Below are 17,407 nucleotides of genomic sequence, written 5' to 3'. Positions count from 1 at the left end.
TGATCAGCGTTCAAATATCAATAAAGGAAATAACAATGTTAAAAATGTATAAGCTGAGCTACTATATCTTTCCGCTCATGCTGGGCTTTTTATCAATGGACACTATTGCGGCAATCAATGTTTATGGTCCAGGTGGGCCAGCACCAGCGATGCATGAAGCAGCGAAACAATTTAAAAATAAGACAGGGATAGATGTCCATGTAACCGCTGGTCCTACTTCACAATGGGCCGACAAAGCCAAACTCGATGCCGACGTCATCTATAGCGGTTCGGAAGCCATGATGTCTGATTTAGAAAGCGTTTTTGCCGACAAAATCATTAAAAACTCCATTGAACCCATTTACTTACGCCCTGCTGCCATTTTAGTCAGAAAAGCCAATCCCAAACACATTCAGGGATTTAAAGATCTAAGCAAACCAAACACTAAAGTTCTGGTCACGCATGGCGCAGGCCAAGTCGGCATGTGGGAAGATATTGCGGGTAGAACGGGCAACATTCAGCTCACAAAATCCTTCCGTAAAAATATCGCCATGTATGCACCCAATACAGGCGCAGCGAAAAAAGCATGGGAAACAGACAGCAGTTATGATGCATGGTTGGTGTTCAATATTTGGGGAGTCAGTAATCCAGACATTGGGCAAATTATTCCGATCGAACCTGAACTGGTGATTTACCGTGATGCAGGTGTTGCACTGACTCAGCACAGTTTAAAAAATCCTGAAGCGAAAAGTTTTATTACGTTTTTAAGTTCTGCTCAAGGCCATGCGATTTTTAAACAGTTTGGTTGGAACAAATGAGTGCTTAATTTTAATCTTTGATCCACATTCAAGATCAGTTTCCAAGCTTAAAAAATCGAACCTTTAACAAGCAAATTAGACATAAAAAAGAGCGCCACGGCGCTCTTGATTGAAGAAAATATAACTACTGAACCTCGGCTAAAAGCGCTTGTGCTGCCATTTTACCCAAGGTATTCGATGCCAAAGGACTATCTCCTGTAATTAACTTACGGTCTTGAATACACTGTCCCGACATCTCTTTATTGACCACTTCAACACCCAACTTTTCTAAGCGATCTGCCAGCAACCACGGTAACTCCCCCGGCATATAACCAATGTCTAAGTTTACCCCTTGGTCTAGTGCATCGGGGAACACATACATTTTATAGCCTTTAAAAATATAGTTTTCAGGCGCTTCATTAACCGCGGCTGCCAATAAACCTGCTGGCCCATGACACAAAGAAATGACAAATTTATCTTTTGCCACCGCCCACTTCAGTAAGGTTTTTAAGTCTTCACTGTCAGGTAGACCAATTAAAGCACCATGCCCACCGGGAATAAGAACGGCCAAATAGGGAGAGTCATCACCCAAACTATTTTTCAGCACATCTGTCAGTTTTAAGGGTTTCTTAAACTGAGCTAAGTATTTTTGGAATGTTGCAGGCACGACAGCATCTTCATGGGGCATCGCCCACATTTCAAGTTTAACTGGATTGCCGGATAACGTCGCAATATCAATGTCAAAGCCCGCACGGTCTAAATGATACATAGGTAGTAAAGTTTCTACAGGGTGGTTGCCTGTGGAGAAGAACTTGCCATTTTTCATCAGTAAATAACGCTCATCACTTGCGACCATCAAAACTTTTTTATGCCCAATATAGGGTGTTGGATAGTCGGTTCCATCGAAGTCGGTTTTACTGGCGGTGTATTGGGAAAGTGAATAAGGCGATGGAAAGAATGCATTATCTTCAGCTAAATCTGGGCTTGGATTACGGTCTTGGCTGGTCTGTGCCATGCTGATTCTCCTTTATTATTACTTGGTTATTTTCAGTTTTACGAAACCTAGAGTTCTGTACCACAGCTCATTTATTCAGCATAACAAAGTTTCAACGTGGCTCTGTTTTAAGATGTAAATATAAGCTTGCCTGTATGACAAGATAAAAATTTGGACAATAAAAAACCCCGACATCCTGTCGGGGTTTTTCGTATTAAGTGCTGAGGTAAGACTCCTGTCGTACCTTCGTCCTTGAGCTGATCTTTATTGTTATTCTATTGGAGCATCCTGCTCTCTATGGTTCTATATTAAAAAAATCACATGCAGACGTATAGGCGAAAAAAGCGAGAATTGATGTAAGCTAATTCGTACAAATGAATCAACCCTATTCATAGTGGCTGAATCAAAAAGGGCTGACCATTTAAAGTCTGGTGATTATTAACTCGCTTAATTTTACACGCAGGTATTCTTTTAGACTTTATGTTTTAATTCTTGTGTATTTTAGCTGGGTTTAATCCTGATGAGAAAGCAATATCATTTTAGAAAAGTTGAAAACGATACCCATATTTGGGATGTCGATCGCTTGGTCGAACTCACTCAATCTTTTCAAGTCAGACAAGTTCCGCTATCAGACATCAAGGAATTAGACGAAGCTTATTGGTATCCAGATACTCACCCAACCACTCAAGACATTATTGCGCATATGCAACTCATTCAAGAGGCAGATTTAGCTTATCCCATCATTTTATGTGCTCAAGGCCGATTAATGGATGGTATGCACAGAGTGGGGAAAGCGAAAATTCTAGGCAAAGAGTCCATTTCTGCGGTTCAATTTGATACAAATCCGCAACCTGACTTTATCAATGTGCATGAAGATGATCTGATCTATGATGATTAAATCATTCAATCATTTTTTAAATCAAAACGATATAGATGCATGAAACACTAATCACAGATTGGGCTTTGAATGAGTCTTTATGTAAAAAGGTGGATTGAATCGCAATTTTTATTGTTCAATATTTGAGCTAAAACTTAAGTGAACTTAAAAGAAAATATCTATTCAAATTGTGGATATACGAAATCGTAATACCCTGTTTTTATACGTTTCACTATATCAAAAGGGTTCACAACCACCCCTATTTCGGCTTTACGGTTTTCCCCCTCTAACTCTCCAACATAAGTAAATTGATCATCATTGATGTGCCATACATACCAGTTTTGAGATATTTTTATTGTTTCCTCTCCTACTTTCGCACCATAATCTCTTGAATCTCTAAATAGAATTTTAGAAATATCTCCAAGCTCCGTACTCTTGCCAACTTTAGTCCACAGATCCATTTTTACTCCCCATCTCGTCACACAGTGGGCATAAAACTCGACCTCACCATGAACAATATCCGATATGTCAGGGTGAGGTCCACATGGATACTCAGTTTTAAATGCCCTAATCACATCACTATTCAGTTGTGTTTGATCATAAGCAATAAGTTGAAAATATTTCTTCGTGCCATGCTCTAAGTCTACAGAAAAAATATCGCCGATCTTTGTATAAACTCTTGCCATGCTTGAATACCCAAATTCTCAGTTTTTTTAATTAAATGAAGATTCTTACTGAAGGCCGTGATATTCGTTCCCCAATTTCATGTCTTCTATTTTTTCTCACATATCTTAGCCGACTACGAAATGAAGACTGTGCCATGCTGATTTATAGGTCTTACAATCAATAACACTAAAACAATTTTTATTATATAAATCTATACCTTATAAAAAAACACCAAAAATTAGAATTTTTAAATCACTTCCGCAGCGCATGTATCGCTTTTGAGCCAAATTTAAGCCATGATGATAATTCACACAAGCATGGCTTTATAAAACTTAGATAAATTCTTCCAAAACAGAATTTAAGAATACATGCCCTTGCTCGGTACACGCTAAACGTGTGGCATCATCCACCATTAATTTTCGACTGCGGAGTGAGTCTAACGTTTCAGCTAAACTATCCAAACTCAAACCTGTACGCTGTGCATAATTTTCAGCTGCAATCCCATCATTTAAACGCAAAGCATTCATCATAAATTCAAATGGTAATTCATCTGCTTCAATGCGTTTCCACTGCACATGCTCCGCAGGGACTTTGGCTAAATAGTCTTTCGGTAAACGAGTTTTTTGAAAACGATAGACCCCATCTGGCTGGGTAACTTTGGCATGTGCGCCTGCCCCAATTGCTAAGTAATCACCAAATTGCCAGTAATTCAAATTATGTGCCGAGGGTAGCTCTTTACGCCATGCTGAAACTTCATAATTAATAAAACCCTGCGCTCTTAAATAAGCTTCGCCTTGGGCTTGAATCTCTTCAAGCACATCATCCACAGGTAAGACAGGCTTGGTTCTAAAGAATACGGTATTCGGTTCAATCGTGAGTTGATACCATGAAATATGGGTTGCACCATTGTCCACGGCAAGCTTCAAATCCAGTAAAGCTTGTTCTAAAGTCTGCTCAGGCAGACCATGCATCAGATCGACATTAATTCGCTGAAAACCTGCATCACGCGCAAGGCCAATCGCAGAAATCGCATCGGTATTACTGTGAATTCGTCCCAACTTGGTTAAATGTTCCGTGTTAAAACTTTGAACCCCGATCGATAACCGATTGATACCTGCCACCAAATAATCGGCAAAAGGGTCATGTTCGACTGTACCTGGATTGGCTTCTAAGGTAATTTCACAATCCGCCTCAAAAGGCAGTAGTGCTGTTAACTGGGCAAATAACCATTGATACCCTTGTGCCGAAATCAAAGACGGTGTTCCGCCGCCAATAAACACACTATGAATGTGACGCCCTTGAGCAAACTCAAGCTGAGTTTTAAAGTCCTCCACCAAAGCATGTAAATATTCTTGCTCTAAATCTAAAGACAACTTGCCATCTGGCACTGCATGCGAATTAAAGTCGCAATAGGGACACTTACGCACACACCACGGCATGTGAATATATAAAGACAACGGAATATTTGCAGGATGTAAATCGGTCAAGGAAAGACTCTAAAGCACAGCGGTAATCTTGCATATTTTAACATGACTGCATCAAGACACTTATGAAATCTGCGTCTATTTAGATTAGACTGATAAAAAGACAAGAAGAATGAATGGTTTAAAATGATGAAAATATCGAGCCACTTGCTGTTTATGCTACCACTGGCCTTTGGTATTGGCATTGCTATGACTTTTCAAACGGCACTAAATACACAGCTCAGAGAATATTTTTACTCTCCGCTACAAGCCGCATTGTTATCCTTTTTCATTGGTACCTGCGTTTTAGCACTTTTGGTTGTACTCCAGCCCGTCGACAAACCACAGTTACATGATTTTTCAAATATTCCTTGGTACTTATGGCTCGGTGGTTGCTTAGGGGTTTATGCCATCAGTATAAGCATCTATACTGCGCCTAAATTAGGCTTTCTCACGTTTTCAGGTTTGGTTATTTTTGGACAAATCCTGACCTCCGTGATTTTTGACCACTATGGTCTACTTGGTACCGAAAAAACGCCTGTAAATTGGCAGCGTTTACTTGGTGGCGTCGTAATTTTTATTGGTGTGCTTCTCACTTTACAACGCTGAATTTATTTAGACCAAGCACATGATGAATATGAGTAATTTTTGTGTCGACTACAAATAAAATCACGTCCCATCGTTTCGAATTAAAAAAGTTATTGGTGTTAATGCTGCCCATCCTGATCACGCAGTTTTCTCAAGCAGGTCTCGGGTTAATTGATACCATCATGGCGGGACATTTATCTCCTACCGATTTAGCCTCAATTGCCGTCGGTGTCGGTTTATGGATACCAGTGATGTTGCTGTTCAGCGGCATCATGATTGCGACAACACCATTGGTGGCTGAAGCCAATGGTGCACGTACCCCTGAAAAAATCGCCACCATTGCCCGCCAATCCCTTTGGGTGGCCTTTATTTTGGGGAGCATTGCGGGTTTAATTTTACAAAGCATGCCACTATTACTACCACTCATGGGTGTACCTGCAAACTTACTGCCTAAAGCCAGCTTATTTTTACATGCCATTGGCTTTGGCATGCCTGCGGTGACTATGTATGCAGCACTGCGCGGATACTCAGAAGCACTCGGCCATCCACGTCCTGTGACCGTCATTAGCTTAGCCGCCTTGGTCCTTTTGGTTCCACTGAACTTTGTCTTTATGTATGGTTTCGGCCCGATTCCAGCGCTCGGTTCAGCAGGCTGTGGATTTGCCACTGCAATTTTACAGTGGATCATGTTTTTCACCTTGGCCACTTATATTTTTAAAGCTTCGGCATATCAAAAAACTCAAGTGTTTAGTACTTGGGAGAAGATGGATCGCTACTGGATCGAACGCATTTTAAAACTTGGCCTACCCATTGGCTTAGCGATTTTCTTCGAAGTCAGTATTTTTAGTACCGCTGCAATTATTCTGAGCCCACTGGGTGAAACCATTGTGGCGGCGCATCAAATTGCAATGTCGGTCACCTCTCAGTTGTTTATGATTCCGATGTCCCTTGCCATCGCCCTGACTATTCGTGTTGGGACCTACTATGGCGAAAAAAACTGGGAGGCTATGCGAAAGGTGCAAAAACTCGGACTGGCTACAGGTACGGTTTTGGCGCTGATGACCATGCTGCTGATTGCACTGTTTCGTCCTGAAATTGTGGCGATTTATACCTCGGATCATGAAGTATCAGAAGTTGCAATGTATTTACTGCTGTTCGCACTCGCCTACCAGCTGATGGACGCTTGGCAAATTAGTGCCGCAGGCTGTTTACGCGGCATGCAAGATACCAAAGGCCCAATGTGGATCACAATGGTTGCCTATTGGATCGTGGCTTTTCCTGTCAGCATTTATTTGGCGCGCTACACCAACATAGGTGCAGCAGGTGTTTGGATTGGACTGATTGTCGGTTTAAGCGTGGCGTGTGCCCTGCTCTTGCTCCGACTTTATAACAACAATAAACGCCTCAGTCAGGACTATCCTTAAGTTATGCATGGCATTGAATAGGAAGGAGGCCCTTTCTTCCTATTCTAACTGTTCTACTGTTGTGCCAAAGCGTCTTTCAAACCTTGTGGCACTTCACTCTCATCCTCAACGTCTTTAACCACCACCTGCCCCACGATTACCTCACTGCCATTAAAGGTCATGGTGGGTGAACCATACAGACTATAGCCTTCATTCAATGCTTGAGTGACGCGCGCACAAAAATGCACATCGTCCTTGCCTGTAAAATAACGATACACTTTCATTTATTTCATACTCAAAATTTTTCGCACAGTGTAACGTGATTTTTAAATACAAAAGCATCCTGTGTGTAATTCACACAATTGACCACTATTATTTAAATAGAAACATCAGCTTAACAATTTAAAGTAGGCAGTTTTGCATTTGTCGCCTATGATCAAATCTGAGATGTAATAAGATGCCCCGAGGAATATCGCATGGCAAATACGACTCGTACGCCCGGTCGTCGCTTTATGAAACTTGCCAGCATGACGGCAAGTATCGCAACCAAGACTGTGACCAATTCAATTAAAAACTTCAATGCCGATGAAGATAAAAAAAATGCGGCGCGCAGTCAGCTTTTTCAGGACATTGGACTTCAAATTGCAGATACCTTAGGTGAAATGAAAGGTGCCGTGATGAAAGTCGGGCAAATTGCATCTCAATACAAAGACATTTTCCCGCCTGAAGTGGCACGTGCGATTAGTAAATTACAACGTCAAGCGCCTGCGATGCCTTTTCAAGAGATCAAAGCTCAAGTTGAAAAAGAACTCGGCAAGCCGCTCAATCAAATTTTTACAGCCTTTGAAGAACAACCCTTTGCCGCGGCCTCCATTGGCCAAGTGCATAAAGCCACTTTACCGAGTGGTGAGCAAGTTGTAGTTAAAGTTCAATATCCGGGTGTAGAAGAAGCCTGTGAAAGTGACTTAAAACAAGTACGTTTAGCGCTTCGCTTGATGGGTGTGCTCAAAATTGACCGTAAGCTGCAAGATCAACTCTTTAAAGAAATTCAGGACAGTTTAGACAATGAGCTAAACTATCAAATAGAAGCCCAAAACTTAGAGGTCGCAAGAACCTTTCATCAAGCGTTAGACTCTAAAATTATTATTCCTCAAGTCTACAAAGACTATTCAAGCCGTCATATTTTGACCTTAAGCTTAGAGCACGGCGAAAGCATTGAAACTGCCAGTACATGGTCACAAGAGACGCGCAATGAACTGGGGCGTCGTTTATTTCGTGCCATTGGCCGTGAGATTTTCTTCTTAAAGCGCTTCCACTGCGACCCACATCCGGGCAACTTTGCTTTCCGAGAAGATGGTAGCGTGATCGTGTATGACTACGGCGGTGTAAAAACCCTATCGACTGAAATCGTGATGCATTTTAAGCAGCTGATTCAAGCAGCGCGCGACAGTGATATCTTGGTCATGGAACAGCAACTGACTGCTTTGCACTCGATGTCTGAGCAAGGCAAGTTCCCTGCCGACTTGTATAAAGCATGGTTAGAGGTGCTCATGCGTCCACTGACCACTTTGTATGACTTTGCTGAGAACTCAGCGCATCATGATGGTATTGAACTGGTCAAACCATCACTAAAATACTGGGATGTATTTAAACCCTCACCCGATACACTAATGGTCAATCGCACAGTCTCAGGACATTATTGGAACCTGATTCATCTCAAAGTGCACGACAACCTCAATGATCTATTTGAAGAGTTGGTCCCGCCTCCCGCCTAAATAAAGACTGCGGGCACGATAAAATCGCTACAACTCAATAAACCCAGTTACATAAAGTCACTGGGTTTATTTTGACTTCCTTATCGTTATATTATAACATTTCAAAATAATACATTTAAGGAGAAGTCTATGCGTGCCAATATTCATCCAGAGTATCGTGAAGTCCTGTTCCACGACACCAATGCCGACGCGTTTTTCGTGATCGGCAGTACCTTACAAAGTCATCAAACTCGTGAGTATGAAGGCAAGACTTATCCTTACGTCAGTTTAGATATCTCAAGTGCTTCACATCCGTTTTATACCGGTGAACAACGTCAAACCAGTAATGAAGGTCGTGTTGCAAGCTTCAATAAACGTTTCGCGCGTTTCAAACGCTCACAATAATTTCATTTTTCTTTAAGCTATACGCGTTATAGTAAAGATATCAAGAAGCCTAAGACCTCCTCCAGCTTAGGCTTCTTTTTTATGCGTTCTTTTCTGGTTCCTATTTTGACCAGCTTTTTTCTTAATGTTTAAGCACACTATCCAACAGATAAAATCCGATCCCAAGCACGATGACGCCCACCACTAAACTCGACAGTGCATAACTCAAAGCCAGCACTGTTTGTCCCTGTCTAAATAACTGAAAAGTTTCGAGGCCAAAACTAGAAAATGTCGTAAAACCGCCCAATATGCCCACCATCAAAAATAAACGTGCTTCTTGTTGCAGTACTGGAAACTTCTGGCTAAAAGCAAAGAAAATACCCGCAGCAAAACAACCGATGATGTTGATCCACCATGTCGGCCATGGAAAACTCATACTCGGTTTAAACAACCATAATCCTGCACCGTAGCGTAAACAGGCCCCTATTCCGCCCCCCATTGCCACCAAGATCCAATTCATTGACCTATCCTATTCTTTACAAAATGCGTATGGATAAGTCCGAAGTTATCCACAGTCCATCAACTATAATGCTATTAAACCTGAATCAATCCTCGTACTTCAAGGTTTTTCAACATCGGTTGTTGCCCCTACATATCTTGCTGTCTCACTCTCAAAAGTGAACTTCAGCATTCAAACTCACACATGCTTTACATGGGATATTGAAAACCCAGCATCGCCGAATATCTTTACTTCCCCTAATGTACTCTATGACCAATACAACATAGATTCCTAAAATCACTAGCACTCGTTCTTCATGCAAAACAGAAGGTTTTCTCTCAGGCAAAAACTCACAAGAGCACACTTTTTGGGTATGATGTGGATATAAATTTAGTCGGAAATAGACGCATGGCACAGGTATTATTGGCTCAGCTTGCAGCGGGCGAAGCAAAATTTTCAGATGTATTGGCTTTTATTGAAGCAGCCTATACACATACACCAACTGCATTTAAAAATGGTTTGCAGCACAATGCGGCAACTGAAAACCAAGGCAGCGCAAAAGTGTTTTCGTTTGCACAACTTCAAGGTCTCGATCAAGCGCAAACTTTAAGCCTATTTGCAGAACACTATGCTTCTGTTTTAGCGACACCTGATGCAACAGATCATCAAAATATTCGTCAGTTCATGTTAAATGGTTGGGATGGTATTGAATTTGAAGGTACGGCATTAACTGCAAAATAAAGATAAAAAACCACGTTCAAGCAACTTGAACGTGGTTTTCGAACAATACAAGATTAATTTTATTATCAGATACTATAAATACTATTAACATTGATACACCTATAAGCATCCACAGATTTGACCAATAGGTTTCACGTGGAGCAAGACTTCATATGGGTGTTAATCGCCTAGAAAACATTAAAACAGCACGATGAAGTAACTACGCGCTACTTCCACATTACCCCTTTACCCGTTCGATCCATTGAATTGAGCTGACCCGAAATACTTCACACGCACCATCCCCAGTATCGGTCGGGGTTAAGGATGAGGTCCAAACCATATCTTTGTCTTTAATTTCAACCAACTCACCTTTTAAACGGACCAAATCACCACGTTTCACGTGTTTAATTTGTTTAGCAATTTCTGGGTTGGCTGGAATAATGTGCATATTCGACACCATTTGCATGGCTTGCTCGGCAGGCACAGGCAAACGATCGATTTTCCAATTGAGATAACGGTCGTATTGATTCACGGTAATATGGCGTGCAATTTCAGGTTCAGCAAACAAGCCCCAACTCACGGCGTAGTCAATCGGGGAGAATTTCGCTTGTGCATCATCCGAATACATTTTAGAACCTAAAATTCGAAAATCACCTTTAAACGGTTTCAATACCGAAATCGATTGATCTTTAGAGGTCGGTGCTAAACCTTTGGCAATGTTGTAATCTACAGTGGCACTTGCACTGATGGGTAACAGCAAACTGCTGAGTAAACTGAGCAGGATAAATTTAGATTTCATTGCAAACCTCATTCCCATCAACCTAGGAAAATACGAAACAATTTCATCTTAGTCCAGTTTCCTGAAAAGAAGCTTATGAACTTAGTAACATTATGAATGAATTATGCAGTCTACTTTTAGCCACAACACTTTTCAGTTAGGCTAGAGCTGAAGAACAGAGCCCCAAAAACAATCATGCTTTATAAATACTATCAACAACACATCTTTCCGCATGTCCTGAATCAGGTCATGCAAGTACCAAGCTTAATGGACAAGCGCCGCGAACTGCTTTTGCCGATTCAGGGAGAGGTATTGGAAATTGGTTTTGGTACAGGGCTGAATCTACCCTTTTATCAAAATATCGATACTGTCTTTGCCCTTGAACCCAGTCCTGAAATTTATCATTTGGCTTTAGATCGGGTACAAGCAGCAGCATTTGAAGTGCATCATGTACAAGCCCGTGCGGAAAAGTTGCCTTTTGCTGACCAGAGCCTTGAGCATGTAGTCAGTACATGGACATTGTGTAGTATTGCTGAGCTAGAACAGGCTTTGGCGGAAATATTACGCGTGCTCAAACCGGGTGGCACCTTACATGTGGTCGAACATGTATTAAATACAAATAACCTTTATATTCAGCGCCTACAACACTTACTCACACCTGTGCAAAAGCGTTTAGCCGATGGTTGCCATCTCAATCGAAACATTGAACAGGCCTTAAAAGCAGCAGGATTTAATATGATAGAACAGCACTACTTTTATGCCGAAGGTATTCCGAAACTCGGACAACTGATGTTTTTTGCACGTGCTCAAAAGCCACACTCAAGCGATGGATCATGATAGTCATGTAGAAAGCATCTGCTCTATATAAAGAAATGCCTTCATGGGTAGACATTATCAAGCTTATTCGATCGTATCGAAGTCGATGCGGACCGTTTCAAAACGAACCCGCCCTGCTTGAATCGCTTGTGCAATAGCAACTTGTCCTTTGGTCAGCCTCGCCCCACCGCTTTTAATATCAATGAGAACAATTTCAATGTCCTCTGGTCGCCCTTCACCATCACGTAGGTCGGTATAACCATCAAAGACCACATAGTCGACAGGATCACCCAAAAACTTGGCATCACTAGGTAAGTATTCAAACTGGGGCATAATCGGTGCCAGTTGCTCCGCCATTTTACCTTTGAGCACTGCACGACTGGTATTGACACTGCGCTTTTGTGCATGGGTTAAAGCCTGCTGATGCTCTAGTTCTAATTCGGCAATGTAGCGCTCATATTCTGCTTTGATGCGTCCATTTCGGCTGTGGCTTAAAATGAGGGTGGTCAAGACCACACCAATTGCTGCACCGATCAACATTGCCATCCATATGGACATGGTTCTTTCCTAATTTTGTGCTACAGGTAGCAAGATTTAAACTTACAACTTTGGTTTGGTGTCATATGCGACACACAAAAGAATGATATGCTAGGGGTGAGCAGAATAAAATCATTTAAGGTCATGAAAACGATATTAATCGCCAACCAAAAAGGTGGCTGTGGCAAAACGATAACCGCAATCAATTTAGCTTCGGCACTTGCACAAAAAGGTTATAAAGTGGCTTTGGCCGATGCCGATAATCAAAAATCTGCTCGTCAGTGGTTAAAACAGCGTCCAGAACAAGTAGCGCATATTCAAAGTTTAGATTGGCGCCATGAGAAATCGATTGGTGAAGTGCCTAAAAACATTGAATATTTAATTATCGATGCACCAGGTGCACTGTCTGGTGAACATGCCGAACAACTGGTTAGTGAAGCGCATGCAATTGTGACGCCACTGCAACCCTCATTTTTTGATATTGACAGTACTCGCCGTTTTTTAAAGCATTTACAAGATATTAAACGCATTCGTAAAGGCAAAGTGCAAATTTTGCTTTTGGCTAATCGGGTCAAAGCCAACAGTGCCAGTGCCAAAGACATCCAAGATTTTTTTGCGAAAATTGAACAACAGCCTGTAGCGTGGATTTCAGAACGTACCGCGTATGGCCAATTGGCAATGCAAGGTTTAAGCGTATTTGATAAAACACAAAAGAATTACCTCTCCATTCAAAGCCAATGGCAACCGCTGCTCAACGCCATTGTCGATGATCCAAGTGCTTGGTTCTAAAATGTTTTACTATAGATAAAATGGGGCTATTCCCTGTTTATAGTCGGTTATTCACGAGAACTTACCAAGGGTACGTTCTCGTGCGCATTTTTTTCAGTTAATATGACTTTGACCTTAGAGATATAGCAGTGAATACCGTGCAACGATACGCACCAGCCTTACAAAAAGTATTGTTATTTGGACTGATTTTTATTCTGTTCTATTTGAGCTTTCAAGTCCTGAAATACTTTATTGTACCTGTGCTTTGGGCTGCGATTATTGCCTACATCACATGGCCTTTATATCACTCAGTGCAGAAACTCTGTGGACCACGTCCAACCTTAAGTGCCACTATCATGATCAGTATGGTGGTGTTAGTTGTCGGTATCCCGCTGACCTTTGCCATCTTTATGCTGCAGCATGAAGGCCGTAATCTGTTTTATGAACTGCAAAGACAAGTGTTCTCAGGTCACTTAGATGTCCCTCAATTTATTCGGGACTTGCCCATCATTGGTAAAGAAGTCACCCGTACCTTAAAAGAAATCAACACCGATCCGAACAGTATTGTACAAAATGTCTCGGGCTGGTTTCAAAGCCACTTAAACTATGGTCGTTTGGTGCTGAGTGAAATTAGTAAAAATATTTTTAAACTCTGCTTTGCGGTGATGTCGTTATTCTTCTTCTATCGTGACGGACAAACCATTTTAAATCAGGTCAGTAAAGCTTTGGAGATGGTGATTGGCCCACGTATCCACCACTATTTAGATACTATTTCTGAAACCACGCGTGCTGTGGTCTATGGAGTTGGCCTGACTGCAATTGCGCAAGCACTCTTGGCAGGCCTGAGCTATTTTGTTGCTGGTGTCCCAAACCCAATGGTACTGACCATTGTAACCTTTATCTTTGCACTCATTCCTTTTGGCCCACCTGTGGCATATAGCGCCGTGTCTTTATGGTTATTCTCTCAAGGGCAAACCATTGAAGCGATTGGAGTGATGGCGTGGGGTGTTTGTGTGGTCAGCACAGCAGACAATGTGATTCGCCCATTGGTGATCTCAGGTGCAACGCAAATTCCGTTCTTACTCATCATGTTTGGTGTATTGGGTGGTTTAGCCAGCTTTGGTATGGTCGGCTTATTTGTCGGGCCCGTGATTCTAGCGGTACTGTTAGCCATTTGGCGCGAATGGCTACATGAACAAGTCAACGAACCCCTAATGATGCCGAAAGCGACATTGGCTTATGATCCACCTGAAGAGCCTTTAGATACGCCCAAAAAATAAGTTCAGTGAAATGACTTGAGCGCATGCTTTCCTCGAAAGTATGCGTTTTTTTATGTCAGATACAAAAACGCTGTACGGACAACATTGAACCGAAGCCCTGCCTTTGTTTGAATAGTTCTGAATTTTAAGGAAAAAAGGATCCAACATGTTGTCTTCTGCTTTCAAACTAAGCGCACTTGTGACTTTAATCGGTTTAGGGACTGTGGCATGTACCACTACACCTACTGAAACCAACACGATGGTCAAAGACGTCGATGTACACGCTGTTTCAACTGCAGGTGTGGGACAAAAAATTGGTACCATTCGTTTTATTGATAGCCCTGTTGGTTTAGCAATTCAAACCAATTTGACTCAACTTCCACCCGGCCCACACGGTTTTCATATCCATGAAAAAGGTTCGTGTGATGTAGCTGAAAAAGAAGGAAAACCTGTGGCTGCTTTAGCGGCTGGGGGACACTTTAACCCAGAAAAAGCACCAAACCATGGCACACCACTCAATGGACATATGGGGGATTTACCCATCTTGAATGTCGATTCAGCAGGCAATGCAAAAGTCAATTTACTCGCTCCTCGCTTAAGTTTAGCTGACGTTGAGGGCTTAGCGGTGATGGTGCATGCCGGTGGTGATAACTATTCAGACACCCCTAAACCACTTGGCGGTGGCGGTGACCGTATTGCGTGTGGCGTAATTAAATAAGTCTATTGTCCCCTGCACTGTGAATAAAGCAGTGTTTTCCCCTCGCACATGTGGATAAGTTTCGACTTATACACAATGCAGCGGAGCCATGCTCCGCTGCATTGTGTGTAAGAGGTGAATTTTTGATGTGATGGAGCACCGCATTAAATTGACAGTTCCCTGAAAAAAGTTCAGGCTAAAACCAAAATAAAACTAAGCCTAGACTATTACATCGTGAACAATCTTCGTCAGTGGTTTCAGTCCTTTCAGTCCAATGCAATTTTTATGTATTGCTTGCAAATCTTGATTGTGCTCAGTGGTACAACCTTAGGTTTATATTTTTTAGGACTACAACAACTCATTGTTCCGACCACATTAGGTGCAATTGCAACTGCCTTGACTGACTTCGACGACCGACTCAGCATTCGTCTCAGAAACCTTGCCTATGTCTGTGTCTTGTTCTTTAGTGTTAGTAGCATTCTAGATTTTTTGCATCCTTATAAATTCTTCTTCATCTTATATTTATCACTGTCTAGTGCTTGTTTTATTTTACTGGGGGCACTGGGGCAACGCTATGCAGCAATGAGCTTTGGCACCATTCTACTTTCCCTATACAGCATGTTTGGCCTAGGTGAATATTCGGTTTGGTACTTTCAACCCAGTTGTTTTGTCTTGGGAGCATTATGGTATGGCTGTACTGCCATTGTGTTTTATATCCTTAAACCCACCTTGGCCGTTCAGGACAACTTAAGCCGCTGTTTTAACCAAGTTGCCGATTTGCTCAACGCAAAAGCACGTCTATTCGACCCAGATAATCGAGACAATGTAGAAGTGCTGCTCTACGATTTATCCTTACAAAACAGTACTGTGGTGCAAAGTTTTAACCACACCAAAAGTTCACTACTGACGCGACTAAAAGCGTCTCGCGCTAACCAAAACACGATTTATTGGCTCAACCTCTATTTTCTCGTTCAAGACATTCATGAACAAGCCAGCTCTAATTATTTGCACTATGAGCAGTTACATCAAAACTTTAGCCGAACTGATCTCATTTTTCGTATTCAAAAAAATATTCGGCTGCAAGCCCTTGCCTGTCAGGCTTTGGCACGGTGTATTTTGAACAATCAAACCTATGTATCAGATCCAACGACCACTCAGGTGTTGCTGAATTTACACAGTTCCATGCAGGACTGGATTCGAGATCATCCACACAATATTGAAGTCAAAAATCTACAACTGATTTTAAATAATTTGGACAGTGTGCATGAACGTTTTCAGCACCTCAACGAACTACAATCACGCCAAGAACAGCGTTATCAGCAGCATATTGATAACCTCAATTTATATGATGATGATATCCATGATTGGCATGATCTGTGGCTCAAACTCAGTCAACATCTCACCCCCCGATCCGCACTGTTTCGACATGCGGTACGCATCGCCTTTGTCTTTGCTGTAGGTTATGGCATCTCGCTTCTGCCCTTTGCGCAACATGGCTATTGGATTTTGCTCACCGGCTTATTTGTTTGCCAAATGCGTTATTTTGCCACCAAAAGCCGCTTAAAAATGCGAACCTTGGGCACAATTTTGGGCGTTGTTTTAGGGATTCCGCTGCTGTATTTCGTGCCAAGTATTGAAGGACAACTGTTACTGACCATTATTTTTGGCGTGTGCTTTTTCTATCTCAGCTCCAAGAAATATGCCATGGCGACCCTGATGGCAACACTCATGGTGCTGCTCATCTTTAACTTAAAAGGTGCAGGCTATGCCATTATTTTACCGCGCATTATAGATACCCTCATTGGCTGTGCCATTGCTTGGTTCGCAGTGAGTTTTATTTGGCCCGATTGGGACTTCCGCAATATTTCCAACACCATTAAAAATGCATCCGATGCAACCCTCAACTATTTCAATGCCATCTGTGAGCAATATCAACACGGCAAAAATAATAGTCTAGCTTACCGCAGTGCACGTCGTACTGCGCATAATGCCCAAACCGAACTGGCGAACATGATCTCCAGTCTTAGTACTGAACCGAATCCAAACCCAGAGCTGGTGCATCATGCTTTTCGCTACTTGGTATATAGCCACAGTCAACTCAGTTATATTTCTGCTTTGGGAAGTCACCGAGAATTGGTACAGGATACACAAGTGCTGGAACTCATGCTGTGGTGTCAAAATACGCTAAATCATGTACTGCTCCATCAGCAGGCATTAGCTGAACTCGACATCCAGCAGAAACTGGCCGAGATTAAACGCTTAAATGCTCAAGAAACCATGAATCAGAATTTACACTTGGTCCTCAAACAAATCAGTCTACTACTGGAAACCTTGCCCGAATTGCTGAAGTTAAAAACTGAACTACTGGCCCGAGATATTAAATAAAATGGACTACACAACGACGATCTTTAAATGGTTCATGATGTAA

19 protein-coding genes are annotated in these 17,407 nt (G+C 42.0%); 12 read left to right on the top strand and 7 right to left on the bottom strand.

Annotation, left to right across the window (positions count from 1 at the left end; all coding sequences use genetic code 11):
- The first annotated feature begins 35 nt into the window (after positions 1 to 35).
- Positions 36 to 797: a substrate-binding domain-containing protein gene (locus tag AC0KVP_RS01730; RefSeq protein ID WP_473338509.1), complete on the top strand. Its 762-nt coding sequence runs from the start codon at positions 36 to 38 to the stop codon at positions 795 to 797.
- Between the two features lie 124 nt (positions 798 to 921).
- Here AC0KVP_RS01730 and hchA read toward each other — a convergent pair whose 3' ends face one another.
- The gene (hchA, locus tag AC0KVP_RS01725) at positions 922 to 1,791 is read right to left on the bottom strand and encodes a glyoxalase III HchA (RefSeq protein ID WP_473338506.1); all 870 of its coding nucleotides are present in this window, start codon (positions 1,789 to 1,791) and stop codon (positions 922 to 924) included.
- A 499-nt stretch (positions 1,792 to 2,290) separates the two neighbouring features.
- Between hchA and AC0KVP_RS01720 the strand changes: the two genes are divergently transcribed.
- Positions 2,291 to 2,668, top strand: a complete 378-nt coding sequence (locus AC0KVP_RS01720) for a hypothetical protein (protein WP_473338504.1) — start codon at positions 2,291 to 2,293, stop codon at positions 2,666 to 2,668.
- Between the two features lie 158 nt (positions 2,669 to 2,826).
- Here AC0KVP_RS01720 and AC0KVP_RS01715 read toward each other — a convergent pair whose 3' ends face one another.
- Positions 2,827 to 3,333 carry a hypothetical protein gene (locus AC0KVP_RS01715; protein WP_473338501.1) on the bottom strand — a complete coding sequence of 169 codons (507 nt, stop codon included), beginning with the start codon at positions 3,331 to 3,333 and terminating at the stop codon, positions 2,827 to 2,829.
- A gap of 312 nt (positions 3,334 to 3,645) precedes the next feature.
- Entirely contained in the window at positions 3,646 to 4,800 is a 1,155-nt protein-coding gene (gene hemW, locus AC0KVP_RS01710; RefSeq protein WP_473338497.1) for a radical SAM family heme chaperone HemW, read from the bottom strand.
- Between the two features lie 123 nt (positions 4,801 to 4,923).
- On the opposite strand from hemW, the gene AC0KVP_RS01705 reads away from it, so the two are divergent.
- Both AC0KVP_RS01705 and AC0KVP_RS01700 read left to right on the top strand, forming a co-directional pair.
- Complete coding sequence (locus tag AC0KVP_RS01705; protein ID WP_035326225.1) at positions 4,924 to 5,385, top strand: DMT family transporter; 462 nt, start codon at positions 4,924 to 4,926, stop codon at positions 5,383 to 5,385.
- Positions 5,386 to 5,486: 101 nt separating this feature from the next.
- The gene (locus tag AC0KVP_RS01700; RefSeq protein WP_080632284.1) at positions 5,487 to 6,788 is read left to right on the top strand and encodes an MATE family efflux transporter; all 1,302 of its coding nucleotides are present in this window, start codon (positions 5,487 to 5,489) and stop codon (positions 6,786 to 6,788) included.
- Between the two features lie 53 nt (positions 6,789 to 6,841).
- Here AC0KVP_RS01700 and AC0KVP_RS01695 read toward each other — a convergent pair whose 3' ends face one another.
- Positions 6,842 to 7,051 (bottom strand): DUF1737 domain-containing protein, encoded by a 210-nt coding sequence (locus AC0KVP_RS01695; protein WP_005401312.1) that lies wholly within the window; start codon positions 7,049 to 7,051, stop codon positions 6,842 to 6,844.
- Positions 7,052 to 7,243: 192 nt separating this feature from the next.
- Between AC0KVP_RS01695 and AC0KVP_RS01690 the strand changes: the two genes are divergently transcribed.
- Together AC0KVP_RS01690 and AC0KVP_RS01685 are read left to right on the top strand one after the other, a co-directional pair.
- On the top strand, positions 7,244 to 8,542 hold the full coding sequence (locus AC0KVP_RS01690; protein WP_473338493.1) for an ABC1 kinase family protein: 1,299 nt from the start codon (positions 7,244 to 7,246) through the stop codon (positions 8,540 to 8,542).
- Between the two features lie 129 nt (positions 8,543 to 8,671).
- The gene (locus tag AC0KVP_RS01685) at positions 8,672 to 8,926 is read left to right on the top strand and encodes a type B 50S ribosomal protein L31 (protein ID WP_004691406.1); all 255 of its coding nucleotides are present in this window, start codon (positions 8,672 to 8,674) and stop codon (positions 8,924 to 8,926) included.
- A 121-nt stretch (positions 8,927 to 9,047) separates the two neighbouring features.
- Here the strand turns inward: AC0KVP_RS01685 and crcB are convergent, their stop codons facing one another.
- On the bottom strand, positions 9,048 to 9,425 hold the full coding sequence (crcB, locus tag AC0KVP_RS01680; RefSeq protein WP_004691408.1) for a fluoride efflux transporter CrcB: 378 nt from the start codon (positions 9,423 to 9,425) through the stop codon (positions 9,048 to 9,050).
- Positions 9,426 to 9,812: 387 nt separating this feature from the next.
- On the opposite strand from crcB, the gene AC0KVP_RS01675 reads away from it, so the two are divergent.
- Positions 9,813 to 10,145, top strand: a complete 333-nt coding sequence (locus AC0KVP_RS01675; RefSeq protein WP_339399731.1) for a HopJ type III effector protein — start codon at positions 9,813 to 9,815, stop codon at positions 10,143 to 10,145.
- A gap of 217 nt (positions 10,146 to 10,362) precedes the next feature.
- On the opposite strand, the gene AC0KVP_RS01670 is transcribed toward AC0KVP_RS01675, so the two are convergent.
- On the bottom strand, positions 10,363 to 10,923 hold the full coding sequence (locus AC0KVP_RS01670; RefSeq protein ID WP_058870379.1) for a hypothetical protein: 561 nt from the start codon (positions 10,921 to 10,923) through the stop codon (positions 10,363 to 10,365).
- Positions 10,924 to 11,097: 174 nt separating this feature from the next.
- Between AC0KVP_RS01670 and AC0KVP_RS01665 the strand changes: the two genes are divergently transcribed.
- On the top strand, positions 11,098 to 11,739 hold the full coding sequence (locus tag AC0KVP_RS01665; protein ID WP_473338486.1) for a class I SAM-dependent methyltransferase: 642 nt from the start codon (positions 11,098 to 11,100) through the stop codon (positions 11,737 to 11,739).
- Positions 11,740 to 11,802: 63 nt separating this feature from the next.
- On the opposite strand, the gene AC0KVP_RS01660 is transcribed toward AC0KVP_RS01665, so the two are convergent.
- Positions 11,803 to 12,276 carry a Holliday junction resolvase-like protein gene (locus tag AC0KVP_RS01660; RefSeq protein ID WP_131230694.1) on the bottom strand — a complete coding sequence of 158 codons (474 nt, stop codon included), beginning with the start codon at positions 12,274 to 12,276 and terminating at the stop codon, positions 11,803 to 11,805.
- A gap of 123 nt (positions 12,277 to 12,399) precedes the next feature.
- Between AC0KVP_RS01660 and AC0KVP_RS01655 the strand changes: the two genes are divergently transcribed.
- The 4 genes from AC0KVP_RS01655 (at position 12,400) to yccS (ending at position 17,364) form a co-directional block, all read left to right on the top strand.
- Complete coding sequence (locus tag AC0KVP_RS01655; protein ID WP_004977991.1) at positions 12,400 to 13,044, top strand: ParA family protein; 645 nt, start codon at positions 12,400 to 12,402, stop codon at positions 13,042 to 13,044.
- 137 nt (positions 13,045 to 13,181) lie between these two features.
- Positions 13,182 to 14,303, top strand: a complete 1,122-nt coding sequence (locus AC0KVP_RS01650) for an AI-2E family transporter (protein ID WP_171065377.1) — start codon at positions 13,182 to 13,184, stop codon at positions 14,301 to 14,303.
- 145 nt (positions 14,304 to 14,448) lie between these two features.
- The gene (sodC, locus tag AC0KVP_RS01645) at positions 14,449 to 15,000 is read left to right on the top strand and encodes a superoxide dismutase family protein (protein ID WP_005401320.1); all 552 of its coding nucleotides are present in this window, start codon (positions 14,449 to 14,451) and stop codon (positions 14,998 to 15,000) included.
- A 213-nt stretch (positions 15,001 to 15,213) separates the two neighbouring features.
- Positions 15,214 to 17,364, top strand: a complete 2,151-nt coding sequence (gene yccS / locus AC0KVP_RS01640) for a YccS family putative transporter (RefSeq protein ID WP_473338481.1) — start codon at positions 15,214 to 15,216, stop codon at positions 17,362 to 17,364.
- The last annotated feature ends 43 nt before the right edge of the window (positions 17,365 to 17,407 follow it).

This window comes from Acinetobacter sp. DL27, from assembly GCF_055810995.1.
This window is presented reverse-complemented; position numbering and strand designations above follow the sequence as displayed.

Bases quoted from the DNA above. Each gene is read 5' to 3' on its own strand.
- AC0KVP_RS01730 (WP_473338509.1), top strand. From the start codon at position 36: ATGTTAAAAATGTATAAGCTGAGCTACTATATCTTTCCGCTCATGCTG.
- hchA (WP_473338506.1), bottom strand. From the start codon at position 1,791: ATGGCACAGACCAGCCAAGACCGTAATCCAAGCCCAGATTTAGCTGAA.
- AC0KVP_RS01720 (WP_473338504.1), top strand. From the start codon at position 2,291: ATGAGAAAGCAATATCATTTTAGAAAAGTTGAAAACGATACCCATATT.
- AC0KVP_RS01715 (WP_473338501.1), bottom strand. From the start codon at position 3,333: ATGGCAAGAGTTTATACAAAGATCGGCGATATTTTTTCTGTAGACTTA.
- AC0KVP_RS01705 (WP_035326225.1), top strand. From the start codon at position 4,924: ATGATGAAAATATCGAGCCACTTGCTGTTTATGCTACCACTGGCCTTT.
- AC0KVP_RS01700 (WP_080632284.1), top strand. From the start codon at position 5,487: ATGCTGCCCATCCTGATCACGCAGTTTTCTCAAGCAGGTCTCGGGTTA.
- AC0KVP_RS01695 (WP_005401312.1), bottom strand. From the start codon at position 7,051: ATGAAAGTGTATCGTTATTTTACAGGCAAGGACGATGTGCATTTTTGT.
- AC0KVP_RS01690 (WP_473338493.1), top strand. From the start codon at position 7,244: ATGGCAAATACGACTCGTACGCCCGGTCGTCGCTTTATGAAACTTGCC.
- AC0KVP_RS01685 (WP_004691406.1), top strand. From the start codon at position 8,672: ATGCGTGCCAATATTCATCCAGAGTATCGTGAAGTCCTGTTCCACGAC.
- crcB (WP_004691408.1), bottom strand. From the start codon at position 9,425: ATGAATTGGATCTTGGTGGCAATGGGGGGCGGAATAGGGGCCTGTTTA.
- AC0KVP_RS01675 (WP_339399731.1), top strand. From the start codon at position 9,813: ATGGCACAGGTATTATTGGCTCAGCTTGCAGCGGGCGAAGCAAAATTT.
- AC0KVP_RS01670 (WP_058870379.1), bottom strand. From the start codon at position 10,923: ATGAAATCTAAATTTATCCTGCTCAGTTTACTCAGCAGTTTGCTGTTA.
- AC0KVP_RS01665 (WP_473338486.1), top strand. From the start codon at position 11,098: ATGCTTTATAAATACTATCAACAACACATCTTTCCGCATGTCCTGAAT.
- AC0KVP_RS01660 (WP_131230694.1), bottom strand. From the start codon at position 12,276: ATGTCCATATGGATGGCAATGTTGATCGGTGCAGCAATTGGTGTGGTC.
- AC0KVP_RS01655 (WP_004977991.1), top strand. From the start codon at position 12,400: ATGAAAACGATATTAATCGCCAACCAAAAAGGTGGCTGTGGCAAAACG.
- sodC (WP_005401320.1), top strand. From the start codon at position 14,449: ATGTTGTCTTCTGCTTTCAAACTAAGCGCACTTGTGACTTTAATCGGT.